The organism is Streptomyces sp. SudanB5_2050 (genome assembly GCF_964272335.1).
Classification (GTDB): domain Bacteria; phylum Actinomycetota; class Actinomycetes; order Streptomycetales; family Streptomycetaceae; genus Streptomyces; species Streptomyces rochei.
Genome location: NZ_OZ186760.1, coordinates 2003455 through 2028161, shown reverse-complemented (window position 1 = coordinate 2028161; position 24707 = coordinate 2003455). Strand labels below are relative to the sequence as shown.

At 72.9% G+C, this 24707-nt stretch carries 20 protein-coding genes and 1 pseudogene; 17 read left to right on the top strand and 4 right to left on the bottom strand.

What is annotated here, in order from left to right; all coding sequences use genetic code 11:
* Positions 1-49 precede the first annotated feature (49 nt).
* Both ACFZP7_RS09055 and ACFZP7_RS09050 read right to left on the bottom strand, forming a co-directional pair.
* Positions 50-820 (bottom strand): DeoR/GlpR family DNA-binding transcription regulator, encoded by a 771-nt coding sequence (locus ACFZP7_RS09055; protein WP_029394178.1) that lies wholly within the window; start codon positions 818-820, stop codon positions 50-52.
* A gap of 272 nt (positions 821-1092) precedes the next feature.
* Positions 1093-1902 carry an NAD(P)-dependent oxidoreductase gene (locus tag ACFZP7_RS09050; RefSeq protein WP_031021646.1) on the bottom strand — a complete coding sequence of 270 codons (810 nt, stop codon included), beginning with the start codon at positions 1900-1902 and terminating at the stop codon, positions 1093-1095.
* A gap of 253 nt (positions 1903-2155) precedes the next feature.
* On the opposite strand from ACFZP7_RS09050, the gene ACFZP7_RS09045 reads away from it, so the two are divergent.
* Together ACFZP7_RS09045 and ACFZP7_RS09040 are read left to right on the top strand one after the other, a co-directional pair.
* On the top strand, positions 2156-3106 hold the full coding sequence (locus ACFZP7_RS09045; RefSeq protein WP_109203181.1) for a 5-dehydro-4-deoxyglucarate dehydratase: 951 nt from the start codon (positions 2156-2158) through the stop codon (positions 3104-3106).
* Positions 3103-4272 (top strand): hypothetical protein, encoded by a 1170-nt coding sequence (locus ACFZP7_RS09040; RefSeq protein ID WP_385634195.1) that lies wholly within the window; start codon positions 3103-3105, stop codon positions 4270-4272. Before ACFZP7_RS09045 ends, ACFZP7_RS09040 begins: the two co-directional genes overlap by 4 nt.
* A gap of 67 nt (positions 4273-4339) precedes the next feature.
* On the opposite strand, the gene ACFZP7_RS09035 is transcribed toward ACFZP7_RS09040, so the two are convergent.
* Positions 4340-5590 carry an MFS transporter gene (locus ACFZP7_RS09035; RefSeq protein WP_385634194.1) on the bottom strand — a complete coding sequence of 417 codons (1251 nt, stop codon included), beginning with the start codon at positions 5588-5590 and terminating at the stop codon, positions 4340-4342.
* Positions 5591-5730: 140 nt separating this feature from the next.
* On the opposite strand from ACFZP7_RS09035, the gene ACFZP7_RS09030 reads away from it, so the two are divergent.
* The 15 genes and pseudogenes from ACFZP7_RS09030 (at position 5731) to ACFZP7_RS08960 (ending at position 22449) form a co-directional block, all read left to right on the top strand.
* Positions 5731-6330 (top strand): TIGR03086 family metal-binding protein, encoded by a 600-nt coding sequence (locus tag ACFZP7_RS09030; RefSeq protein ID WP_385634193.1) that lies wholly within the window; start codon positions 5731-5733, stop codon positions 6328-6330.
* A gap of 183 nt (positions 6331-6513) precedes the next feature.
* On the top strand, positions 6514-7182 hold the full coding sequence (locus tag ACFZP7_RS09025; protein ID WP_029394180.1) for a GntR family transcriptional regulator: 669 nt from the start codon (positions 6514-6516) through the stop codon (positions 7180-7182).
* Complete coding sequence (locus ACFZP7_RS09020) at positions 7179-8087, top strand: dihydrodipicolinate synthase family protein (protein ID WP_019329283.1); 909 nt, start codon at positions 7179-7181, stop codon at positions 8085-8087. The genes ACFZP7_RS09025 and ACFZP7_RS09020 overlap by 4 nt, the downstream gene beginning before the upstream one ends.
* Positions 8084-9823 carry an L-arabinonate dehydratase gene (gene araD, locus ACFZP7_RS09015; protein WP_031021666.1) on the top strand — a complete coding sequence of 580 codons (1740 nt, stop codon included), beginning with the start codon at positions 8084-8086 and terminating at the stop codon, positions 9821-9823. Before ACFZP7_RS09020 ends, araD begins: the two co-directional genes overlap by 4 nt.
* Positions 9824-9945: 122 nt before the next feature.
* Positions 9946-10881 carry a carbohydrate ABC transporter permease gene (locus ACFZP7_RS09010; RefSeq protein ID WP_019329285.1) on the top strand — a complete coding sequence of 312 codons (936 nt, stop codon included), beginning with the start codon at positions 9946-9948 and terminating at the stop codon, positions 10879-10881.
* A complete protein-coding gene (locus ACFZP7_RS09005; RefSeq protein WP_019329286.1) occupies positions 10878-11777 on the top strand; it encodes a carbohydrate ABC transporter permease in 900 nt (299 codons plus the stop codon). Before ACFZP7_RS09010 ends, ACFZP7_RS09005 begins: the two co-directional genes overlap by 4 nt.
* Positions 11774-12931, top strand: a complete 1158-nt coding sequence (locus ACFZP7_RS09000) for a Gfo/Idh/MocA family protein (protein WP_019329287.1) — start codon at positions 11774-11776, stop codon at positions 12929-12931. Before ACFZP7_RS09005 ends, ACFZP7_RS09000 begins: the two co-directional genes overlap by 4 nt.
* The gene (locus ACFZP7_RS08995) at positions 12928-13773 is read left to right on the top strand and encodes a PmoA family protein (protein WP_031021672.1); all 846 of its coding nucleotides are present in this window, start codon (positions 12928-12930) and stop codon (positions 13771-13773) included. The genes ACFZP7_RS09000 and ACFZP7_RS08995 overlap by 4 nt, the downstream gene beginning before the upstream one ends.
* A 68-nt stretch (positions 13774-13841) precedes the next feature.
* Positions 13842-15374, top strand: coding sequence for a family 43 glycosylhydrolase (locus ACFZP7_RS08990; RefSeq protein ID WP_385638388.1), 1533 nt, complete (start codon positions 13842-13844; stop codon positions 15372-15374).
* A gap of 36 nt (positions 15375-15410) precedes the next feature.
* Positions 15411-16451 (top strand): annotated as a pseudogene (locus ACFZP7_RS08985) (polysaccharide lyase family 1 protein); the annotation flags it as partial.
* A gap of 63 nt (positions 16452-16514) precedes the next feature.
* Positions 16515-17879: an ABC transporter substrate-binding protein gene (locus ACFZP7_RS08980; protein ID WP_385634192.1), complete on the top strand. Its 1365-nt coding sequence runs from the start codon at positions 16515-16517 to the stop codon at positions 17877-17879.
* A 96-nt stretch (positions 17880-17975) separates the two neighbouring features.
* Positions 17976-18776, top strand: a complete 801-nt coding sequence (locus ACFZP7_RS08975; protein ID WP_385634191.1) for a rhamnogalacturonan acetylesterase — start codon at positions 17976-17978, stop codon at positions 18774-18776.
* 34 nt (positions 18777-18810) lie between these two features.
* Entirely contained in the window at positions 18811-20160 is a 1350-nt protein-coding gene (locus ACFZP7_RS08970) for a polysaccharide lyase family 1 protein (protein ID WP_385634190.1), read from the top strand.
* A 77-nt stretch (positions 20161-20237) separates the two neighbouring features.
* A complete protein-coding gene (locus ACFZP7_RS08965) occupies positions 20238-21365 on the top strand; it encodes a pectinesterase family protein (RefSeq protein ID WP_127437245.1) in 1128 nt (375 codons plus the stop codon).
* Positions 21349-22449: a dienelactone hydrolase family protein gene (locus ACFZP7_RS08960; RefSeq protein ID WP_366112725.1), complete on the top strand. Its 1101-nt coding sequence runs from the start codon at positions 21349-21351 to the stop codon at positions 22447-22449. Before ACFZP7_RS08965 ends, ACFZP7_RS08960 begins: the two co-directional genes overlap by 17 nt.
* Here ACFZP7_RS08960 and ACFZP7_RS08955 read toward each other — a convergent pair.
* Positions 22430-24637: a family 43 glycosylhydrolase gene (locus tag ACFZP7_RS08955; RefSeq protein WP_385634189.1), complete on the bottom strand. Its 2208-nt coding sequence runs from the start codon at positions 24635-24637 to the stop codon at positions 22430-22432. The genes ACFZP7_RS08960 and ACFZP7_RS08955 overlap by 20 nt on opposite strands.
* Positions 24638-24707 lie beyond the last annotated feature (70 nt).

Below are 24707 nucleotides of genomic sequence, written 5' to 3'. Positions count from 1 at the left end.
GGGCAGAGGAGGGCGTGGGGGTGCCATGGGAGTGGACTCTTCCGGGGTCTCAGACGCGGATGACCTGAGGTCCGAGCAGGGAGTAGCGGTGTGCCTCGGCCGTGGGCAGCAGGGTGCTGGTGACGATCGCCTCCAGGGCGCCGACCTCCGCGAACCGGCAGAAGCTGACCGCCCCGAACTTGGTGTGCGTGCCCGCGAAGACGGTGCGGCGGGCGGCACGGATGGCCTGGGCCTTGACCTCGCTGACGGCCGGGTCGGGGGTGGTGAGGCCGTGCTCGCGGGAGATGCCGTTGGCGCCGATGTACGCCAGGTCGATGACGAAGCCGGCCAGCATCTTCGTCGTCCAGTGGTCGACGGTGGCCAGCGTGCCCGAGCGGACCCGGCCGCCGAGCAGCAGGACGGAGGTGTCACCGGCCTCGGCGAGCGCGCCGGCCACCGGCAGGGAGGCGGTGACCACGGTCAGCGGGCGGTCCCGGGGCAGGGCCTCGGCGATGAGCTGGGGGGTGAAGCCCTCGTCGACGAAGACCGTCTCGGCGTCGCCGAGCAGTTCGGCGGCCGCGGCGGCGACCCGGCGCTTCTCGGGCACATGGCTGGTGGCGCGGAAGGCGAGCGTGGTCTCGAAGCCGGCGCTCTCCACGGGGTAGGCGCCGCCGTGGGTGCGGCGGACCAGGCCGTGGTCCTCCAGGGCGCGCAGGTCCCGGCGGACGGTCTCCTTGGCGACGCCGAGGTCGGCGGCGAGCGCGGTCACGTCGACGGAGCCGGTGGCGCGGGCGATCCGCACGATCTCCCGCTGGCGTTCCTCCGCCGTCCTGGTGCCCATGCCGAACACCTGCCTCACCGCCTCGTCGCCGTGTCCCTGCCCGTTCGGGCCCGTCGAGCCCATGGGGGAAGTTGTACAGCGGCCGTGCGGCGCTGACCAGGTCTGTTGCGGAACCGATGCTGCCCGTTCATGCCCGCTTCGGTCATCGGGTGCCCGTCTCGGACCAGGGAGGCAGCGCCACGGGGAGTGGGAACGGGCAGAGCGGCTGCCCGCATGCCGGGGCGGGCGGGCCCGTTCGGTGCCCGCCCGCCCCGTCGGCCGACCGGTTCCGGTCAGTACGGCCAGATCGGGGGGTCGGTCACGAAGTGGCCGCCCAGGCAGGCGTGCGCCGGGTCGTCGGGGTCCAGCTCGCCCTGTTCGGCGATGAGCTTCTGCGCGTACGGCTCGGAGTCGTCCTGAGGCTCGTAGCCGAGCGCCCGCGCGGAGCTGAGGTCCCACCACAGGCGGGTGTTGGCGGAGGAGCCGTGGACGACGGTGTGCCCGACGTTCTCGGCGGTCAGGGCGGCGTGGAGGAGACGGGCGCCGTCGGCGGGGCTCATCCACACCGAGAGCATGCGCACACTGGTCGGCTCGGGGAAGCAGGAGCCGATGCGGACGGAGACGGTCTCGATGCCGTGCTTGTCCCAGTAGAACTGGGCAAGGTCCTCACCGAAGGACTTCGACAGGCCGTAGAAGGTGTCGGGGCGGCGCGGGGTGTCGATCGGGATGAGCGGGTCGTCGCCCCGGGGCCGCGGGGTGTAGCCGACGGCGTGGTTGGAGGAGGCGAAGACGATCCGCCCGACACCCTCCTCGCGGGCCGCCTCGTAGACGTGGTACGTGCCCTCGATGTTGGCCTTCAGGATCTTCTCGAAGGGGGCTTCCAGGGAGATGCCCGCGAGGTGGATGATCGCGTCGACGCCCCGTACCGCCTCGCGCACGGCCGCCCGGTCGGCCAGGTCGGCGACGATCGCGTCCGGCTCGCCCTCGATCGGGCGCAGGTCGAGCAGGCGCAGCTCGTAGCCGTGGGCGGGCAGCAGCTCCCGCATCAGGGTGCCGAGGCCGCCGGCGGCGCCGGTGAGCAGGACGGTGCGGGGAGCGGGCATCCTCGGGCTCCTAGGTCTCCGGGTGGGTCATCCGAACCGCCGGCCGTGCGCGGTGACACGACGGGCGTGCGCATGAGCGGCTGGCGTTCATATGCGTGGACACGCTAAGGAACGGGTGGTCAGCCGTCAAGACTCCGCCTGCTTGACGGTGTTCGCGGGGCGGCTTAGCGTGGTCGCGTTCAGAAATATGGACGCAGATCACGAATATGACAAAGCGAAGACGTCGTCCTCGACCCTGGAATGGGGAGCGCCCGTGACCTCAGCCCCTCTCGCCGCCCGGCTCACCGTCCCCAGCGGGCCGCTGTTCTTTCCCGTCACGGCCTACGGCCCCGACGGCGGAGTCGACCTCGACGTCTACCGCGCCCATGTGCGCCGCGGGGTGGACGCCGGAGCGGCGGCGGTCTTCGCCTGCTGCGGCACCGGCGAGTTCCACGCGCTGACGCCGGAGGAGTTCGGCGCCTGTGTCCGGGCGGCCGTCGAGGAGACCGCGGGACGCGTCCCCGTCCTCGCCGGCGCGGGCTACGGCACCGCCCTCGCCGTGCGCTACGCCCGCCTCGCCGAGGAGGCCGGGGCCGACGGCCTGCTCGCCATGCCGCCGTACCTGGTCGTCGCCGGGCAGGAGGGGCTGCTGCGGCACTACCGGGAGGTGGCCGCCGCGACCGCCCTGCCGGTCATCGTCTACCAGCGCGACAACGCCGTGTTCAGCCCGGAGACGGTGGTCGAACTCGCCCGCACGGACGGGATCGTCGGCCTCAAGGACGGCCTCGGCGACCTCGACCTGATGCAACGGATCGTCAGCGCCGTGCGCACCGACGCCCCGGACGGCGACTTCCTCTACTTCAACGGACTGCCGACCGCCGAGCAGACCCAGCTCGCCTACCGGGCGCTCGGCGTCACCCTCTACTCGTCCGCCGTGTTCTGCTTCGCCCCCGAGATCGCCCTCGCCTTCCACCGGGCGCTGCGCGAGGGCGACGACGCCGTCGCGCACCGGCTGCTGGACGGCTTCTACCGGCCCTTCGTCGAACTGCGCGCCCAGGGCCACGGGTACGCCGTCGCCCTGGTCAAGGCGGGCGTACGACTGCGCGGCCTGGACGTCGGGGAGGTGCGGACGCCGTTGCGGGAGCCGGCCGAGGAGCACCTGAAGCAGCTCGCCCAGCTCATCGAGCGGGGCCAGGCGCTGCTGGACGCGGAGGGCGACCGGTGAGGGCGTCGGCGTTCGTCTACCCCTGGGACGTCAACGGGGACCCGGCGGCTCCCGAGTTCGTCGCGGGCCTCGGCGTGGAACAGGTGACGCTCGCCGCGGCCTACCACTCCACCCGCGCCCTGACCCCCCGTCACCCGCGCCACCGCGTCGTCACCGCCGAGTACGCGGCCGTCCTCTACCCGCCGGACCCCGCCCGCTGGCAGGGCCGCGACCTGCGCCCGTACGAGGCCGGAGACTGGGCGCCCGGCGACGCGTACGGCGAGGCCGCCGCCGCGCTCGCGCAGGCGGGTCTCGAGGTGCACACCTGGGTCGTCCTCGCCCACAACTCCCGCCTGGGCGCGGAGCACCCGCCGACCTCCGTGGTCAACGCCTACGGCGACCGCTACCCCTGGGCGCCGTGCGTCGCGCAGCCCGCCACGCGCGCGTACCTCGCCGACCTGGCCGCCGAGGCGGCGGTCCGGCCCGGCGCACGCGGCACCGAACTGGAGTCGGCGGGCTGGTACGGGCTGGCCCACCTGCACGCCCACGACAAGACCGGCGGGGTCGGCCTCGGGGACGCCGGGCAGTACCTCATGTCCCTCTGCTTCTGTCCGCACTGCCGGGAGGGCTACGGCACGCGGGGCCTGGACCCCGACGGCCTGGCCGCCGCCGTGCGCGCCGCGCTGGAGCCGGTGTGGCACGGGAGCGCGCCGTCGGACGGCGGCTGGGCGGGCGTGGAGAAGCTGCTCGGCGAGGGGTACGCGAACGGTACCCGCGCCTGGCGGGACGAGCGGGCCCGCACCCTCCAGGAGACGGTGGTCGCGGCCGTGCGCGCCGCCGCGCCCGAGGGCTTCCGGGTCCTGCTGCACGCCGACCCGGTGTCGTACCACTGCGGTGCCAACGCCGGGGTGGACCCCGCGCACATCCTCTCCGTGGCGGACGGCGTGGTCGTCCCCTGCACGGGCGGCGCGGGCCTGCTGACGCCGTTCGCCGAGCAGGGCCGCGACGGGGCCGTCCTCGCGGCCAACCTCACCGTGGTCTCCGGGATGGGCGGCCGTCCGGACACGCTCGCCGCGGACGCGGCCCGCGCGGAGGACCTGGGCGCGACGGAACTGCGCCTGTACCACGCGGGGCTGGCGTCGGACGGGGACCTGGCGCGGGTGCGGGCGGCGCTGCGGGCGGGGTGAGCCGGGGCGGGGCCGTGCTGCGGGCGGGGGTCGGCGAGGGCCGGTCGCGCGGTTCCCCGCGCCCCCGTCAGAGGCGTTCGGCGCGCGTCGGGACGGCTTCGGCCTCCGGTCGCCGGCCGAGTGCCACCGCCGTCGCCAGCAGGACCGCGCCCAGCGACGGCAGCAGCAGCGGCAGGGCGACCGTCTCGACCAGGAGCGCGCCCGCGGCCAGCCCGAGGACGTTCGGCGCGAAGACCAGGGTGCCGGCGGTGGCGCTCACCCGGCCCAGCAGCGGTCCCGGTGTCCCGCGCTGCACGGCGGTCAGGGCGGCGATCAGCACCGCCGGCAGGCCCAGGCCGACCGCCGCGCCGGACGCCCAGGCGACCGCGTCGGACGGAACCGCGCGCACCGCCACCGCCACCCCGAACAGGGCGACACCCGCCGCCCCGTACCTACGTGCGCCCAGGCGGCGCAGGGCGGGACCGGACAGGACCCCGGCCACCACCGAGCCGGCGCCCTGGACGGCGTACAGCACACCGGCGTAGGCGGGGGAGCGGCCCAGGGCGTCGACGACGGCGTACAGCGTGGCGCCGCCGACGCCCGCGCACAGCATCGTCGCCCCGCCCGCGAGGACGAGCGGGCGCAACCCGGGGTGCCCCCACAGGTACCGGGCGCCCTCGGCCGTCCGCCGACGCCAGGTGGCCGTCGGCCGCCGCGGCGGCGCCTCCCGCACCCGCAGGGCCGCGTACAGCCCCGCGGCCAGTACGAACGTCGCCGCGTCCAGCGCCGCCACACCCGGGCCGCCGTACGCCGCGTAGAGCCCCGCCCCGGCGAGGGGCGCCACCAGCTTCATGCCCTCGTTGGCGGTCATGCGCAGCCCGTTGAAGTCGCCGAGCAGGCGCGGGTCGACGGCGGTGGCCACGAGCGCCGACTCGGCCGCGTCCTGGACGACGCCGGCCACGCCGTACACGAACAGCACCGCGAACAGCAGCCACAGCGCGCCCGGCGAGTCGACGGCGAAGAGGGTGGGCAGCAGGCCCGCCGGCAGCAGGTTCGCGGCGATCAGCAACGGCTTGCGGCGGACCCGGTCGGCGACCTCGCCCAGGGCCGGACCGGCCACGGTCGGCGCCCAGAGCGCGAGCAGACACAGCGCCGCCAGACCGTCCGAGCCGGTCAGGTCCTTCACCCACACGCCCGCCGCCAGGCCGAGCGCCGAACTGCCGAAACCGGACACCACCACCCCGGCGAGATACAGGCCCGCGTTGCGGTCGCGCAGGACGCGGACCACGGGCCAGGACCCGCGCGTCGACTTCCCCGTGCGCGTCGTTCTTTCCGTCATGCCTGGTCATCGTCGGTCTAAGGCCGGGATGCCGGCATCGGGCAGGTGCCCTAGGGGCGGGCGGTGGCGCCGATGAGTTTCGCGGCCGTGATCGGTCTACCTCCCGACAGAGCCGACCGCCCGTTCCCGAGGAGCAGCCGATGACCGCCGACCCCGCGACCCTCGACCTCGGACCCCAGGCGCGGGTCCTGGCACGCCTCGCCGAGGGCGTGAGCGACGAGCGACTCGCCGACCCGACGCCCTGCCCCGACCTGGCGGTCCGCAACCTGCTGGGCCATCTGGCCGGCCTGGCCGTCGCCTTCCGCGACGCCGCGCGCAAGGACCTGGGAGCCACCACCGACACCAGCCCCGAGGCGAGCGTGCCCGACATCGGCCCCGGCTGGCGGGAGGAGCTGCCGAGAGTGCTCGGCGAACTCGCCGCGGCCTGGCGCGACCCGGCGGCCTGGACCGGCATGACCCGGGCCGGCGGCGTCGACCTGCCCGGCGAGGTGGCCGGTGCCGTGGTCGCCGACGAACTGGTCGTCCACGGCTGGGACCTGGCCCGCGCCACCGGCCAGGAGTACGCCCCCGACCCGGCGGCCCTGGGAGCTGCGTACGGTCTGCTCGCCGCCTCCGCCGAGGAGACCGACCGGGACGAGGGCATGTTCGGGCCCGTCGTCGCCGTCCCCGACGACGCCCCGCTGCTGGACCGGGCGGTCGGGCTCAGCGGACGCGACCCGGGCTGGACGCCGCCCGCCTAGGGCGACACCAGAACTTCAACTTCCTTTGTCAGAAGCATTGACGCCACCCCGCGCCCCTCTTACCTTCAACGCGTCGTACTCCGTACGTCATATATGAGACGCGATACGCGAGATCGGATATCCGAAGCCTCTGATCGGATGTCCGGGGTCCGCGCATCCGACGCGAGATTCCGAGAGGCGCGCATGACCTCTGTGCCCACGCCGATCCCCTCCCGCACGCAGTACGTGCTGGAGGAGATCAAACGCCGCATCCTCACCGGCCGGCTCACCCCCGGCCAGGCCCTGGTCGAGACCGACCTCGCCGCACAGTTCGGGGTGTCCAAGACACCGGTGCGCGAGGCGCTCAAGACGCTGGCCGGTACCGGACTGGTGGTGATGAGCCAGTACAAGGGCGTCACGGTGCGCATGGTGGACGCGGACATGGCGCGCGAGGTCTACGACGTGCGGCTGCTCCTGGAACCCGAGGCGCTGCGGCGCGCGGTGCGCCGCGGAGCCTCCCTGGAGGCCGCCAGCGACGCGCTGACCCGGGCCGACCAGGCCACGGACACCGCCGAACGGTCGCTCGCCAACCGGGAGTTCCACCGCGCCCTGTACGTGCCGTGCGGCAACCCGCTGCTCGGCCGGATGCTCGACGAGGTCCGCGACCAGGCGGCCCTCGTCTCCGCGGTCGCCTGGGCCGCCGACCCCTCCTGGGAACGGGAGGCCCGCGAGCACCAGGAGATCCTGCGCCTCGCCCTCGCCGGTGACGCGGACGGCGCCGCCCGCGCCCTGCACGCGCACATCGCGTCGTTCGTCGAGCGGGCCTTCCCCGAAACGGGAGCCCAGGCCCAGGAAGAGGACGGTCAGGCATGACAGCGACGTTCGAGACCCAGCGGGCGGCCCTGGCCGACGTGGTGGCGATCCCGGTGACCCCGTTCGCCGAGGACGGCTCCGTCGACCCAGGCACCTACCGGGCCCTGCTGCGTCGTCTCCTCGACGGTGGCATCACGACCCTCACCCCCAACGGCAACACCGGCGAGTTCTACGCCCTCTCCCCGGCCGAGCGCAGCCTCGTCACCGAGCTGACGGTCGAGGAGGCCGGGGACCGCGCCGCGATCCTGGTGGGCGTCGGCCACGACGTGCCGACCGCGGTGGCCTCCGCCCGGCACGCCCGTGACCTGGGTGCCTCCATGGTCATGGTCCACCAGCCCGTCCACCCCTACGTCTCCCAGGGCGGCTGGGTCGACTACCACCGCGCCATCGCGGAGGCCGTGCCCGAGCTGGGCGTCGTGCCGTATCTGCGCAACCCGCAGCTGCCCGGCACCCGCCTCGCCCAGCTCGCCGACGCCTGCCCCAACGTCATCGGCGTCAAGTACGCCGTCCCGGACGCCGCCCGCTTCGCCGCCTTCGCCCGCGACGCCGGCCTCGACCGCTTCGTCTGGGTCGCCGGACTGGCCGAGCCCTACGCCCCCTCGTACTTCTCCGCGGGTGCCACCGGCTTCACCTCGGGGCTGGTCAACGTCGCCCCGGCCGTCTCGCGCAACATGATCGAGGCGCTGCGCGCCGGCGACTACCCGGCCGCCATGAAGGTGTGGGAGCAGATCCGCCGCTTCGAGGAGCTGCGCGCCGCCAACGGCTCCGCCAACAACGTCACCGTGGTCAAGGAGGCCCTGGCCTCGCTCGGCCTGTGCCGCCGCGAGGTCCGCCCGCCGAGCAAGCCGCTGCCCGAGGACGAGCGTGCCGAGGTCGCCGCGATCGCCGCGGGGTGGTCGATATGACCGACCGGAAGTCCCCGGAAGAGCTGCGCAGCCACCAGTGGTACGGCAGCGGCGTCTCCTCGGGCCTGCGCTCCTTCAGCCACCGCGCCCGCACCCGCCAGCTCGGCTACCTGCCCGAGGAACACCTCGGCAAGCCCGTCATCGCGATCCTCAACACCTGGTCCGACATCAACCCCTGCCACGTCCACCTGCGCGACCGCGCCCAGGCGGTCAAGCGCGGGGTGTGGCAGGCGGGCGGCTTCCCGCTGGAGTTCCCGGTCTCCACGCTCAGCGAGACCTTCCAGAAGCCGACCCCCATGCTCTACCGCAACCTGCTCGCCATGGAGACCGAGGAACTGCTGCGCTCCTACCCGGTCGACGGCGCGGTGCTGATGGGCGGCTGCGACAAGTCCACCCCCGCCCTGCTCATGGGCGCCGCCAGCGTCGACCTCCCGGCGGTGTTCGTCCCGGCCGGCCCCATGCTCCCCGGCCACTGGCGCGGCGAGACCCTGGGCTCCGGCACCGACATGTGGAAGTACTGGGACGACATGCGCGCCGGCCTCATCGGCGACTGCGAGATGCAGGAACTGGAGAGCGGCCTGGCCCGCTCGCCCGGCCACTGCATGACGATGGGCACCGCCTCCACGCTGACCGCCGCAGCCGAGGCCCTCGGCGTGACGGTGCCGGGCGCCTCCAGCATCCCGGCCGTCGACTCCGGCCACGACCGGATGGCCGCCGCCGCCGGACTGCGCATCGTCGAACTCGTCCACCGGGACCGGAAACTGAGCGACATCCTCACGGCCGACGCCTTCGAGGACGCCGTCACCACCGTGCTCGGACTCGGCGGCTCCACCAACGCCGTGATCCACCTGATCGCCATGGCGGGCCGCGCGGGCGTCACCCTCACCCTCGACGACTTCGACCGCATCGCCCGCACCGTCCCGGTCCTGGCCAACGTCCGCCCCGGCGGCCGGACGTACCTGATGGAGGACTTCCACTTCGCCGGCGGACTGCCCGGCTTCCTCTCCCGCATCCCCGACCTGCTCCACCTGGACCGGCCCACCGTCGCGCACGACACGATGCGCGAGCAGATCGCCGGCGCCCGGGTCCACCACGACGACGTCATCCGTCCCCGCGACAACCCGGTCGCGGCCGAGGGCGGGGTCGCCGTCCTGCGCGGCAACCTCTGCCCCGACGGCGCCGTCATCAAGCACATCGCCGCGGAGCCGCACCTGCTCAAGCACACCGGCCCCGCCGTCGTCTTCGACGACTACAAGGCGATGCAGCGCACCATCAACGACCCGTCCCTCGGCATCACCGCCGACAGCGTGCTGGTGCTGCGGGGCTCCGGCCCCAAGGGCGGGCCGGGCATGCCGGAGTACGGCATGCTGCCCATCCCCGACCACCTGCTCAAGCAGGGCGTGCGCGACATGGTCCGGATCTCCGACGCCCGCATGAGCGGCACGAGCTACGGCGCGTGCGTGCTGCACGTCGCCCCCGAGTCGCACGTCGGCGGACCGCTCGCCCTGGTGCGCACCGGCGACCCGATCACCCTCGACGTCGAGGCCCGCACCCTCCGGCTCGAGGTGGACGACGAGGAGCTGGAACGCCGCAGGGCCGCCTGGACCCCGCCGCCCGCCCGCTACGAACGCGGCTACGGCGCCCTCTACGACGAACAGATCACCCAGGCCGACACCGGCTGCGACTTCGAGTTCCTGGCCCGCCCGGGCAAGGTGCAGGACCCGTACGCCGGCTGACCCCCCCTGTACGACACGCACACCCCCGCACGACACGCACCCACCCCCCCCGCACACCCCTGCACGCCGAGAAAGCGCTTCCTGCACGACCCGCGCACGACGTACCAGAACGGAGAACTGTCATGGCCCAAGCCGCAGCCGTGGCGAAACCGCCCGCGCCACCCCGGCGGCGCCGTGCCTCCGCCACACCGCGCAGGCTCCCGTACCTGCTGATCGCACCGGCCGCCCTGCTGATGCTGGGCTTCATCGCCTACCCGGTGCTCAGCGTCTTCTACTACAGCCTGCAGGACTACAACCCGACCAAGCCGTGGCGGAACGGCTTCGCGGGCCTCGACAACTTCACCAGGATCTTCACCGAGGACCCGATCTTCTGGGACACCCTCGTCTTCAGCGCCAAATGGGTCTTCGTCGAGGTCGGACTCCAGCTGCTCTTCGGCCTGGCACTGGCGCTCATCGTCAACCAGACCTTCGTCGGCCGGGGCATCGGGCGGGCCCTGGTCTTCTCCCCCTGGGCCGTCTCCGGCGTGCTGACCTCCGCGATCTGGGTGCTGCTCTACAACTCCCAGACCGGCATCACCCGTTACCTCGCCGACCTGGGCATCGGCGACTACGGCACCAGTTGGCTGTCGGACACCTCGACCGTGTTCTCGGCCGCCGTCGTCGCCGACCTCTGGCGCGGCGTGCCCTTCTTCGCGATCCTCATCCTCGCCGACCTCCAGTCCGTCTCGAAGGACCTGTACGAGGCGGCCGAGGTCGACGGGGCGAGCCGCTTCAAGCAGTTCTGGCACATCACGCTGCCCCACCTGAAGGACGCCATCATCCTGTCCACGCTGCTGCGCGCGGTCTGGGAGTTCAACAACGTCGACCTGCTCTACACCCTGACCGGCGGCGGACCCGCGGGCGTCACCACGACCCTGCCCCTCTACATCGCCAACACCAGCGTCGACGCCCACGACTTCGGCTACGCGTCGGCCCTCACCACGGTCGCGTTCGTGATCCTGCTCTTCTGCTCGATCGTCTACCTGCGGCTGAGCAAGTTCGGAGGCGAGAACAAGTGATCACCAAGGAGGCCACCGCGCCCGCCCCCGCGCCCGCGCGGGCCGACCACGAACCGCCGCGGCCGGCGAAGAAGCGCCGCCCGGCCTGGGACGAGGTCCCGCGCTGGCAGATCTACCTGCCGCTCGGCGTCTACCTCGTCTTCACCCTCGTCCCCTTCTACTGGATCCTGCTCTTCGCGCTCCGCCCGGCCGGTTCGACCTCGCTCGTGCCCTGGCCGATGACCTTCGACCACTTCGAGAAGGTCTGGACCGACCGCAGCTTCGGCACCTTCTTCGAGAACAGCGTGTACGTCGGCCTCGCGACGCTGGTGATGACCACCCTCGTCGCCCTGGCCGGCGGCTACGCCCTCGCCCGGTTCGACTTCAAGATCAAGCGGGCCTTCATGCTGGCCCTGCTCTGCTCCCAGTTCGTGCCCGGCGCCCTGCTGCTGGTCCCGCTCTTCGAGATCTTCGCCGAACTCCAGATGATCAACTCGCTGGGCAGCGTCATCATCGCCGAGACGGTCTTCCAGCTGCCGCTGTCGATGATCCTGATCAGCAACTTCATCAAGAACGTGCCGTACTCCCTGGAGGAGGCCGCCTGGGTCGACGGCTGCGGACGGATGCGGGCCTTCCTGGTCGTCGTCCTGCCGCTGCTGCGGCCCGGTCTGATCGCCGTCGGCTCCTTCGCCTTCGTGCACTCCTGGAACCACTTCCTGTTCGCCCTGATGTTCCTCAACAACCAGGACAAGCAGACCATCCCGGTCGGCCTCAACACCCTGATGAGCGCGGACAGCGTCGACCTCGGCGCCCTCGCCGCCGGCGGCATCATCGCCGCCGTGCCGGTGGTCCTCGTCTTCGCCTTCATCCAGAAGTGGCTGATCACCGGCTTCAGCGCGGGGGCGGTGAAGGGATGAGCCCGGTCCCCGTCGTCCTCGCCGGCGCCCGCGGCCACGGCCGCTGGCACGTCGCCAACATCCGCCGCCTGGAGCGGGCGGGACTGGTCCGGCTGGCCGGCATCTGCGAGCTGACCCCGCTGACCGAGGAAGAGGCCGGCGGGGAGGTGCCCGAGCAGTCCGCCGACTTCGGCGCCCTGCTCGATTCCACCGGCGCCCGGATCGCCGTGATCTGCACGCCGATCCCCACCCACACCGACCTGGCGCTGACCGCCGCCCGCCGTGGCGTGCATCTGCTGCTGGAGAAGCCCCCGGCCCCGTCGTACGCGGACTTCCGCCGGATGGCCGACGGGGTGGCCGAGGCGGGCGTCGCCTGCCAGATCGGCTTCCAGTCGCTGGGCTCGCACGCGGTGCCGGCGATCCGCTCGCTGATCGCCGAGGGCGCGATCGGCGAGGTCGTCGGCGTCGGCGGGGCCGGGGCGTGGGTGCGCGACGAGGCGTACTTCCGCCGGGCGCCGTGGGCCGGACGGCGGCGGCTGGACGGCGTCGACGTCGTCGATGGAGCGTTGACCAACCCGCTCGCCCACGCCGTCGCCACCGCCCTCGCCCTGGACGGCAGCACCCGCGCCGAGGACGTCACCGGCATCGAGACCGAGCTGAGCCGTGCCAACGACATCGAGGCCGACGACACCTCCTGCGTACGGATCGGCACCGCGCACGGCCACCGCGTCACAGTCGCCGCGACCCTGTGCGCGGAGCGCGCGGACGAGCCGTACGTCCTGGTGCACGGCGGCAGCGGCCGCGTCACCTTCTGGTACAAGCAGGACCGGGTCCTGCTCCAGCGCGGCGGCCACGGCCCCGAGGAGTTCGAGTACGGCCGCACCGACCTGCTGGAGAACCTGGTCGCCCATCTCACCGACGGCACCCCGCTGCTGGTCCCGCCCCAGGAGACCGGCGCCTTCATGCGGGTCGTCGAGGCGATCCGCCGGGCCCCCGACCCCGACCGGCTGCCCGAGGCCGCCTGGCGCCGTGTGCCCGGCGAGGACCGCCGGGTGGTCCCCGGCATCGACGGACTCGTGGCCGCCGCCGCCGACACCCTGTCCCTCTACTCGGAGCTGGGCGCCCCCTGGGCGCCGCGCACCGAGCACCCGCTGAGCGAGGTGAGCACCCGATGACCGGCCACGACTCCCTGGTCCTGCGCGTGGCGGGCCGCCCCGTCGGCCGCTACGTCACCCGGCCCGAGCTGCCCGCCCGGCTCTCCCCGCGCCCCTGTCTGCACCCCGTCACCACCCTGGCCGGCACGGCCGTGACCGAGTTCGGCCCCGCCGACCACCTCCATCACCTCGGCGTCGGTGTCGCCGTTCCCGACGTCGAGGGGCACAACTTCTGGGGCGGGCGCACCTACGTACGCGACCGGGGACCGACCGAGCTGGACAACCACGGCGCCCAGCGGCACACCGCCTTCCAGCTCCGCGACCCCGACGGCTTCGTCGAGGAGCTGCGCTGGGTCGCCGCGGGCACCGAGCTGCTGCGCGAGCGCCGCACGGTCGCCGCCACCGGGATCACTGCCACCGCCTGGGCGCTGGACTTCACCTTCTCCCTCACCAACGTCACCCCGGGCCCCCTCACCATCGGCAGCCCCGCCACCAACGGGCGCCCCGGCGCGGCCTACGGCGGCTTCTTCTGGAGGGCCCGCAAGGAGGCCACCGCGCCCCGGGTCTTCACCGCCGACCGCGAGGGCGAACCCGAGGTCCACGGCAGCCGCGCCGACTGGCTCGCCCTGAGCGGCGACACCTGGTCGCTGGTCTTCGCCGGGGCCACGGAGCGGACCCGGCGCGATCCGTGGTTCGTGCGCACCGAGGAGTACCCGGGGGTCGGCTCGTCCCTCGCGTCCGACGAGCGGACGCCGATCGCCCCCGGCGACACCCTGGTCCGCCGGATCGTCACCGTCGTCGCCGACGGCCGCCTGGGCCCCGACGACGCCGCGGCCCTCGTACGGAAGGCGGTGAGCCCGTGACCCCCGAGGCCCCCGAGACCCCCGAGACCCCCGTGACCCCCGAGGCCCCCGAGACCCCCGAGACCCCCGTGACCCCCGAGACCCCCGAGACCACGGACACGTACACGTACACCAACCCCGTCCTGAACGCCGACTGGTCCGACCCGGACGTCGTCCGCGTCGGCGACGACTTCTACCTCACCGCCTCCAGCTTCGGCCGCGTCCCCGGCCTGCCCCTGCTGCACTCCCGCGACCTGGTCAACTGGACGCTGGTCGGGCACGCCCTCTCCCGCCTGGAACCGGCGGACGCCTTCACGGCGCCCCGCCACGACTGCGGCGTCTGGGCCCCGTCCCTGCGCCACCACGCCGGCCGCTTCTGGATCTTCTGGGGCGACCCCGACCACGGGATCTTCCAGGTCAACGCCCCCGAGATCCGCGGCCCGTGGACCGCGCCCCATCTGGTGAAGGCGGGCAAGGGCCTGATCGACGCCTGCCCGCTGTGGGACGAGGAGACCGGCGAGGCGTACCTGGTGCACGCCTGGGCCCGTTCCCGCTCGGGCGTCAAGAACCGCCTCACCGGTCACCGCATGCGCCCGGACGCCACCGGACTCCTCGACGAGGGCAAGGTGATCGTCGACGCCGACCGCATCCCCGGCTGGTTCACCCTGGAGGGCCCCAAGCTCTACAAGCACGACGGCCGGTTCTGGATCCTGGCGCCCGCCGGGGGAGTGGAGACCGGCTGGCAGGGCGCCTTCCGCTCCCGCGACTTCTTCGGCCCCTACGAGGAGAGGGTCGTCCTCGAACAGCGGGACACCGAGGTCAACGGACCCCACCAGGGCGGCTGGGTGCGCACCGCCGGCGGCGAGGACTGGTTCCTGCACTTCCAGCAGCGCGGGGCGTACGGCAGGGTGGTCCACCTCCAGCCGATGACCTGGCCGGAGGGCGGCTGGCCGGTCCTGGGCGACGACGGCGCCCCGGTCACCGAGCACGCCCGGCCGGGTCTGCCCCCGCAGCCACCGGCCGCGCCCGCCACCGACGACGACTTCCCCGGCGGGCGCTTCGGCCGCCAGTGGTCCTGGACGGCCAACCCCCGCGACGGCTGGGCCACCCGGCACTCCGGGGACGGCCTGCGGCTGGCCTGCGTCCGCTCGGCCGACGCGCACGACCTGCGCAGGCTGCCGAACGTGCTCACCCAGCGGCTGCCCGGCGTCCCCTCGGTCGTCGAGGTCGACCTGCGCCTGGACGGCGAGGAGCCGGGAGCGCGCGCCGGACTCGCCGTGCTCGGCGACGCCTACCGCTGGATCGGGCTCCAGCGGGACGCGGAGGGGACCGTGCGCCTGGTGCACCGGTTCGCCGAGACGGTGGCCGAGGCCGAGCGGGACGCCGACCGTCCGCGTCCCGCTCCCGAGGGCCGGGTGCGGCTGCGGATCGAGACCGTGCCCGGTGCGCGCTGCCGCTTCTCCTACGACCTGGGCGAGGGCTTCCGGCCCACCGGCCGGGAGTTCGCCGCCACCCCCTGGCGCTGGGTCGGCGCCCTGCTCGGGCTGTTCGCGCTCGCACCCGCCGGCGAGGGACATGCCGGTACCGCCACGTTCACCCGGTTCCGGATCGGCCCCCGGTAACCGCACCTCATCCGCACGCCTGTTGGGAGAGCCGCAATGACGCACCTCCGTAGCAAGCGCTTGCCGGGCCCCGGCAGGGCGTTGGCCGCCGTACTGGGCCTGGTCGCCGCCCTGACCCTGGGCACGGTCGGGGAGGCCCAGGCCGGCCCGGCCGGGCAGACGGCGTCCCCCCGCCCCGCCGACCGGCCGCACGGCTTCGCCTCCCTCGCCGGGGGTACCACCGGAGGCGCGGGCGGCGAGGTCGTCACCGTCACCGACCAGGCCGGGCTGGCGAAGTACGCCGCGGCGAAGGAGCCGTACGTCATCCGGGTGGCGGGCTCGATCCCCGTCGCGCCCTTCGGCTCCGACATCGTGGTGGCCTCGGACAAGACGATCGTCGGCGTCGGCGACACCGGCGAGATCGTCCACGGCGAACTCCACCTGAACCCCGGCACGCACAACGTCGTCATCCGCAACCTGACCATCCGCGACAGCTACGTCGAGGGCGACTGGGACGGCAAGACCACCGACTTCGACGCCATCCAGATGGACTCCGTCCACCACGTCTGGATCGACCACAACCGCCTCACGCACATGGGCGACGGACTGCTCGACATCCGCAAGGACAGCGAATACATCACCGTCTCCTACAACCGGTTCGAGAACCACAACAAGGCACTCGGCATCGGCTGGACGGACAACGTCCGCACCCAGATCACCATCGACCACAACTGGTTCACCGGCACCAAGCAGCGCAACCCGTCCGCCGACAACTGCGCCTACGCGCACCTGTACAACAACTACCTCTCCGCCCAGGTGACCGACGGCGATCCGACGTGGACGTACGGGAACTGGGCGCGCGGCGCGACCCGGATGGTCATCGAGAACAGCTACTACGACGGCGTCCAGCACCCCTACCAGGCGGACGCCGGCGCGGAACTGGTGCAGCGCGGATCGATCCTGAAGGGCACGACCGGCCGGCACGACGCGTGGGGCGACGCCTTCGAACCGGGCGACTTCTACACGTACCGGCTGGACCCGGCGGCCGCCGTCCCGGCGCTGGTCAAGCGCTTCTCCGGGCCGCAGAAGCACCTCGGCGCCCACGCACACACCCACTGACCCCCCACGTGTCCAGCACGTCCGAAAGAAGAGAGCCGACCGATGAAGATCAGCAATCGCAGCAGCAGAGGCACGCGCGCGGGCCGGACCTCCGCCGCCGTCGCCCTGGGGGCCGTACTCGCGCTGACCGCCACCGCCTGCGGTGACGACGGCAGCGGGGCGGGCGGCGACAAGGGCGCCGAGGGAAGCGGCACGGGCAAGATCGTCTTCTGGGACAACAACGGCGGCATCCGCACGGCCGTCTGGAAGGAGATCATCGCCGACTTCGAGAAGGCGAACCCGGACATCGACGTCGAGTACGTCGGGATCGCCGCCACCGAGTACCAGTCCAAGGTCGACACCGCCATCCAGGGCGGCGGCCTGCCGGACGTCGGCGGTGTCGGCGCGGCGATGCTGGCCGGCTTCTCCGCCCAGAACGCCCTGGAGCCGCTGGACGACCGGCTCGCCAAGTCCTCGCTGAGCGGCAAGCTCAACAAGGACATGGTGGAGTCCCTGAAGGCGGCCGGCGGCGGCGACGGCACGCTGTACTCGGTGCCGACCTCCGCCAACAACGGCGTCCTCTACTACCGCACCGACCTGTTCGACAAGGCCGGCCTGGACGCCCCCACCACGTGGGACAAGTTCTACGAGGCCGCCGAGAAGCTGACCGACGAGGACAAGAACGAGTTCGGCTACACCATCCGCGGCGGATCGGGGTCGATCGCCCAGGCGCTCGACGCGATGTACGGGCAGTCCGGCATCACCTCGTTCTGGAGCGAGGACAAGAAGACGACGACCGTCAACGACCCGAAGAACGTCGAGGCGCTGGAGAAGTACGCGGCCCTCTACAAGAAGGCCACGCCGGCCGCCGACGTCAACAACGACTTCGCGAAGATGGTCGCCCAGTGGGACTCGGGCACGATCGGCATGGTCAACCACAACCTGGGCTCCTACCAGGACCACGTGAAGGCGCTGGGTGTCGAGAAGTTCCGCGGCATCCCGCAGCCGGTCGGCGCCTCGGGCAAGCGGGTCCAGGTGTCCAACCCGGTCGACGGCCTCGGCGTCTTCAAGAGCTCCAAGAACAAGGAAGCCGCCTGGAAGTTCATCGAGTTCGCCACCTCGCACGAGCAGAACTCGAAGTTCAACGAGTCGGCGGGGCAGGTGCCGGCGAACACGGAGGCCGCGAAGGACGCGTGGATCCAGAAGGCGGAGCCCACCAAGCTGGCGGCCGAGGCGCTGAACGACGGTTCCACGACCATCGTCCAGCTGCCGTACTACCTGCCGGACTGGAACACGCTGTCCAAGTCGGAGAGCGAGCCGGCCTTCCAGAAGGTGCTGCTCGGTGAGACGAGCCCGAAGGACTTCCTGGACGGGCTGGCCGACAAGCTGAACGAGGCGCAGGCCGAGTGGACGGAGCAGATGGGTTAGCCGGTCGCGGGTTCCGCCGCGGGACGGCCCGTGCCTCGCGGGCTGCGGGCCGTCCCCCCAGGTGAACTCATCCCCCTCCAGCGAAAGGCACCCGACATGGTCCTCAGCCGAAGACAGGTCACCGCGGCCGCCGTCTCCGCCGTCCCGCTGACGGTCGCCGCCGCCGGTACCGCCCGTGCCGGCGGGCACCGCCCCCGCACCCTGCGTATCGCCGGTGATTCCACCGCCGCCCAGAAGTACGCCGACGCCGCGCCCGAGACCGGGTGGGGGATGGCGCTGCCCTTCCTCCTGCGCAAGGACCTCCGGGTCGACAACCACGCCGTGAACGGGCGGAGTTCCAAGAGCTTCGTCGACGAGGGGCGGCTGGACGTCGTCCTCGACGCGATCCGCCCCGGGGACTTCCTGCTCGTCCAGTTCGCGCACAACGACGAGAAGAAGGAGGACCCGGCCCGCTACACCGAGCCCTGGACGACGTACCAGGACCATCTGCGGCTGTACGTCGAGGGCGCGCGGGCCCGTGGGGCGCGGCCGGTGCTGGCCACGCCCGTGGAGCGGCGCCGGTTCGACGCGCGGGGGAACGCCGTGCCGAGCCACGGGGAGTACCCGGCGGCGATGCGGGCGCTCGCCCGGGAGGAGGGCGTGGCCCTGCTCGACGTACAGGCGCTGTCCCTCGCGCTGTGGCAGCGGCTCGGGGCCGAGGGGACCAAGGCGTACTTCAACTGGACCCCCACCGAGCAGGACAACACCCACTTCAACCCGCCCGGCGCGATCGCGGTCGCCCGGCTCGTCGCGCGGGAGCTGCTGCGCACGCGGGTGCTGGCGCACCGGGACGTGCGCCGGCTGGACGAGGAGATCCCCGAGTCCTGGATCGAGTGGCCGGCGCCGGCCACCGCGTAGCACCTCGACACTTCCGGAAAAGGAGAGCCGCACCATGAGCACATCCAGATGGCATGGGCATGCCAGAAGAGCGCGGGCCGGCCGGAGAGCGGCCGCGGTCGTCGGCTGCACCGCCCTGGTACTGAGCCTGACCGCCGCCGCGGCGCAGGCCCGCCCCGGTCACCACCATCCCCGCGACACCGCCCGGCAGACCCTGCCCGCCGGCGACGGCTGGGCGTCCCACGGCACCGGCACCACCGGCGGTGCGGACGCGGACCGGGACCGCGTGTTCACCGTCTCCACCTGGGCCGAGTTCAGGGCCGCCCTCGCGGTGGAAGGCACCGCACCGAGGATCGTCAAGGTCAGGGGCACCATCGACGCCGTGTCCGAGGGCTGCGAGGCGTTCGCCGAGCCCGGCTACGACTTCGACGCGTACCTGGAGAAGTACTCCCCGGAGAACTGGGGCAGGGAGACCGATCTGAGCGACGAGCCCGACGACAGCCCCGAGGGGCTGCGCCGCGCCTCCGCCGCCCGGCAGGACCGGTCCATCAAGGCGAACGTCCCCGCCAACACCACCATCATCGGCGTCGGCCGGAATGCCGGACTCAAGGGCGCCAGCCTCCAGATCAAGGACGTGGACAACGTCATCGTCCGCAACCTGACCTTCGAGAGCCCCGTCGACTGCTTCCCGCAGTGGGACCCCACCGACGGGGACAAGGGCAACTGGAACTCGGAGTACGACAGCGCCGTCGTGCACGGCTCGACGCATGTGTGGCTGGACCACAACACCTTCACCGACGGCGAGCACCCCGACAGCGCGGCGCCCACCCACTTCGGCATGCTGTACCAGCAGCACGACGGCCAGCTCGACATCGTGAAGGGCGCCGACTACGTCACCGCCTCCTGGAACGTCTTCACCGAGCACGACAAGACGATCCTGATCGGCAACAGCGACAGCGAGTCGACGGCGGCCGTGGACCGCGGTCATCTGCGGACGACCTTCCACCACAACCTCTTCAAGAACCTCGTCGAGCGCGCGCCCCGGGTGCGGTTCGGCCAGGTCGACGTCTACAACAACCACTTCGTGGCCGGCGCGGACCACTCCTACAGCTTCGGCATCGGCAAGGAGTCCCAGCTCGTCGCGGAGCACAACGCCTTCACCCTGCCGGACGGGGTCAGCCCCGCGAAGGTCCTCAAGAAGTGGAGCGAGGCGCCGGTCACCGCCGCGCACAACCGGGTCGACGGCCGCACCGTCGACCTGATCGCCGCGCACAACGCGGAGAACCCGGCCACGCCCCTGCGGTCGGGCGCGGGCTGGACGCCCACCCTGCGCACCGAGGTCCTCCCGGCCCGCGCGGTCCCCTTCGTCGTGGACCGCGGCGCCGGCGCCGGCCGCCTGCGCTGACGCCCCCCTGAACCGGGCCGGGGCGCCCGCACCGCCCCGGCCCACCCGGCCCGCGTCCCTCGAAGGAGAGCACCCGCATGCACCGACCCGCCCTGTCCCGCCGAGGCTTCCTCCTGACGACCGCCGGCGCGGGCGCCGCCCTCGGCCTCGCGGCCGGCCCCGCCCTCGCCGGCGGCGCCCGTCGCCCGCGCCCCTTCGGCAGGTACGGCTCGCCCGACGACCGCCGCACCCCGAAGACCCTGTACGTGGACCCCCACGGCCGGGGCGACTTCACCTCCGTTCAGGCCGCCGTGACCGCCGCCGAGGGCAGCGGCTGGACCCTGGTCCTCGCGCCCGGCACCTACCGCGAGACGGTGTCCGTGGACGCCGACCGCACCGACGCCACCTGGATCGGCGCCTCCCACGACCCGCGCGACGTCGTCATCGTGTACGACAACGCGGCCGGCACCCCCAAGCCGGACGGCTCCGGCACCTACGGCACCAGCGGGTCGGCCACCACCACCGTGCGGGCCGACGGCTTCACCGCCCGCTGGATCACCTTCGCCAACGACTGGCTGCGCGCCGACCACCCGGGCTGGAGCGGCACCCAGGCCGTCGCCGTCAAGGCCATGGGCGACCGCACCGCCTTCCACCACTGCCGCTTCCTCGGCCACCAGGACACCCTCTACGCCGACACCCGCGACCTCGCTCACTTCGCCCGCCAGTACTTCGCCCACTGCTACGTCGAGGGCGACGTCGACTTCGTCTTCGGCCGGGCCACCGCCGTGTACGAGGACTGCCACTTCCGCACCCTGGTCCGCACCGACCTGTCCGGCGCCCCGTACGGCTTCGTCTTCGCGCCCTCCACCGCGGGCGCCAACCCGCGCGGCTACCTGGTGACACGGGGCCGCGTCACCAGCGAGGCCCCCGACGGCTACTACAAACTGGCCCGCCCCTGGGTGCCCAGCTCCGACACCACCGCCCGCCCCATGCTCACCGTGCGCGAGACCCACCTCGGCGCGGGCATCGACGCCGTGGCGCCGTACGCCGACATGCGGGACGCCCACCCGTGGCAGGACCAGCGGTTCCGGGAGTACCGCAACACCGGCCCCGGCGCGGCGGTCACCGTCCCGGAGAACCGGCCGCAGCTCACCCGCGCCGAGGCCGCCGCCCACACCCGGGAGGCGTACCTCGGCGACTGGCGGCCGTATGCCCGCCGCCGGTGACCCGCCCGGCACCCCGCCCGGCGTCCTGCCCCGTTTCCACCCGGCACTCAAGGACGAGCTGACCTTCCCGCTCGCCTGGGGCACCTCACCGGTCGGGGACTTCGACGCCTGGCGGCGCACCGCCCGCGCCACCGTGGAGGCGCACCTCCTCGTCGACCGGCAGGACGACACCCCGTACGCCCCCGAGTTCACCGCCCGCCAGGACGGCGACGGATACACGCGGGAGCTGGTCACCCTCTCCCTCACCCGCTACGGACGGGTCCGCGGCGCCCTGCTCACCCCGCACGGCGCCGGGCCCTTCCCGGCCGTACTGCTCCTGCACGACCACGGCTCCCGTTTCGACATCGGCAAGGAGAAGGCGGTCCGCCCCTGGTACGACGACACCCGGCTCGCCGCGGCCCGGGACTGGGCGGACCGGCACTTCGACGGGGTCTTCCCCGGCGACGAACTGGCCCGGCGCGGCTACGTGGTGTTCTGCGCGGACGCCCTGGGCTGGGGCGAGCGCGAACCGCTCACCTACGAGCGGCAGCAGGCCCTCGCGAGCACCCTCTTCCACCTCGGCAGCTCCCTGGCCGGGCTGCTGGCCCGCGAGGACCAGCGCGCCGCCGGCTTCCTGGCCGGCCTCGACCGGGTGGACGCCCGCCGGGTCGCGGCGGCCGGCTTCTCCATGGGCGGCTACCGCGCCTGGCAGGCCGCCGCCCTCAGCGACGACGTCGCCGCCGCGGTGAGCGTGTGCTGGATGACCGGCCTCAAGGAGATGCTGGTGCCCGGCAGCAACACCCTGCGCGGCCAGTCCGCCTTCCACATGCTGCACCCGGGGCTCGCCCGCCACCTCGACCTGCCCGACGTGGCGAGCATCGCCGCGCCGAAACCGATGCTGTTCCTCGGCGGTGGACGGGACCCGCTGTTCACCGCCGAGGGCGTGCGCACCGCCTACGCCCGGCTGCGCGCCGTCTGGGACTCGCTCGGCGCCGCCGGCCGGCTGCGCACCGAGATCTGGCCGGACACCGGGCACGCCTTCCCGCGGCGCATGCAGGACGAGGTCTTCGCCTGGCTGGAGTCGGTCACCGCCGCACCGGACTGACCGACCCGAGGGTCGGCACCACCGGTTCGATCGTGCCGTCCGCCGCGAAGCGCAGCCGGTCGATCGTGGTCTCCCGGTGCGTGCCGTCCCCGCCCGGTCCGCCGGGGCCGTTCAGGGCGAAGCGGTGGTAGACGACGTACCAGTCGTCGGTGCCGGGGGCGTTGACCACGGAGTGGTGGCCGGTGCCGAGGATGCCGTACTCCGGGCGCTTGGACAGGATCGTACCCCGCTTCGTCCACGGTCCGAGCGGGGTCGGGCCGGTCGCGTAGGCCACGTGGTAGTCCTCGCTGCGGGTGTCGTCCTCGGACCACATGAAGTAGTAGGTCCCGTCGCGCTTCACCACGAAGGAGCCCTCGCGGAAGCCCTCCGGGGTGATGTCCTCCACCCGGGAGGCGTCGAAGGACACCATGTCGTCGTTGAGCGGGACGACGTAGCCGTGCCCGTTGCCCCAGTACAGGTACGACCGCCCGTCGTCGTCCGTGAAGACGGACGGGTCGATCATCTGACCGCTGAACCGGCCCTTGCCCACCAGCGGTCCACCCAGTGCGTCCTCGAAGGGCCCGGCCGGCGAGTCGGCCACCGCGACGCCGATCTGCTGCTCCGCGCAGAAGTAGAAGTAGTACTTCCCGTCCCGCTCGGCGATCGCCGGGGCCCAGGCGTTCCCGTCGGCCCAGGCCACGTCCGGCCCGAGGTCGAGGATGACGCCGTGGTCCGTCCAGTGGACCAGGTCCCGGGAGGAGAACGCCTTGAACCGCGTGCCGCTCCAGCCGGGGAAGCCGTCCGTCGTCGGGTAGATCCAGTACCGGCCGTCCATGTACCGCACGTCCGGGTCCGCGTACAGGCCGGGCAGGACCGGGCTGCGGGTGGGCACCGCCTCGACGGTCCAGACGCGCCGCGTGCCGTCGGCGGCCGTCACCGTGTACGTCTGCGGCCTGCGGAAGTCGCGGCGCGTACCGGACCTCGGGCTGACCGTCGCGCCCTCGCCGACGTACAGCCTCGGCGCGAGGGCGCGCAGGTTCGCGCGCGGTTCCATCGGCAGGACGACCTTGCTCGTCTCCTCGCTGACGACGGCCCAGCCCTTCTGCCCGCGTGCCGTGGCGTCCACGACCGAGGCGGGGCTCTCGGGGTACGCGGCCAGCAGCCGGTCGTACTCCGCCTGCGTCACCGGGATCACCGTGCCGTGCCGGGGGCTGGCGGGCAGCCGGTAGTCCGTCGACGGCGTCCACTCGCCCGAGGCGAGGTCGGTGGTCTCGAAGGGGAGGTAGCCCCGGCCGCCGTACTCGTCGACGAACAGGTACCACTTCTCCTCGGTGTTGGACTTGAAGACCGTCGGCCCCTCGCCGCGCTCCATCGCGCCCCGGCCGATGCAGTCCGAGACGAAGTCGAAGGAGGTGTCGGTCAGCGAAGTCGACTTCTCGGCGGTGACGAACTTCGAGCAGGGCGAGCCGGAGGACGGGTCGCGCTCGTCCTTGGTGTAGCGGTAGTACGTGCCCTCGTGCTCGACGACCGTGGAGTCGATGACCGAGTAGCCCGGATCGTTCCATACCTTCGGCTCGCTGAAGGAGCGGAAGTCCTCGGTGGTCGCGTACAGCATCCTGTTGTACGTCGAGCCGGTGTGGCCCGGGTCGTCGTCGGCGTAGAGCTTCGACGCCCAGAAGACCACGTACGCGTCCAGCTCGTCGTCCCAGTAGGCCTCGGGCGCCCAGGTGTTGCCCGCGTTGTCCGGGGCGACCTCCACCAGGCGCTGGTCGGTCCAGTGGACCAGGTCGGTGGACTCCCACACCATGATCGACTTGCTGCCGTGCCGCTGGACCTCGTCCCAGCTGCCGCTGCTGTTCCGGTACATGCGCAGGTCGGTGGCGATCATGAAGAACCGGTCGCCCTCGGGGGAGCGGATCACGAACGGGTCGCGCAGGCCCCGCTCGCCGGTCGTGGACGTCAGGACCGGCTCGCCCCCGTTCAGCTCGCGCCAGTGCAGGGCGTCGTTGCCCCGGCTGAGGGCGTAGCGGATCTGTTCGCCGTCGGCGGTGCCCTCGCCGGTGAAGTAGGCGAAGAGGTAACCGGCGTACGGGGTCTTCGGCACGGGCGGTGCTCCCGGGTGTGCGGCGCCCGGCGGGGCGGCGAGCAGGGCGAGGAGGAGGGCGAGGAAGGGGACCAGGAGCGTGCGGCGGACGGTGGGACGACGCATGACACTTCCTGTGGGAGTCTGGGGGATTCTGTTGGATGGCGTGCTCTCGGAGTGTCACCAGCGGGGAGCG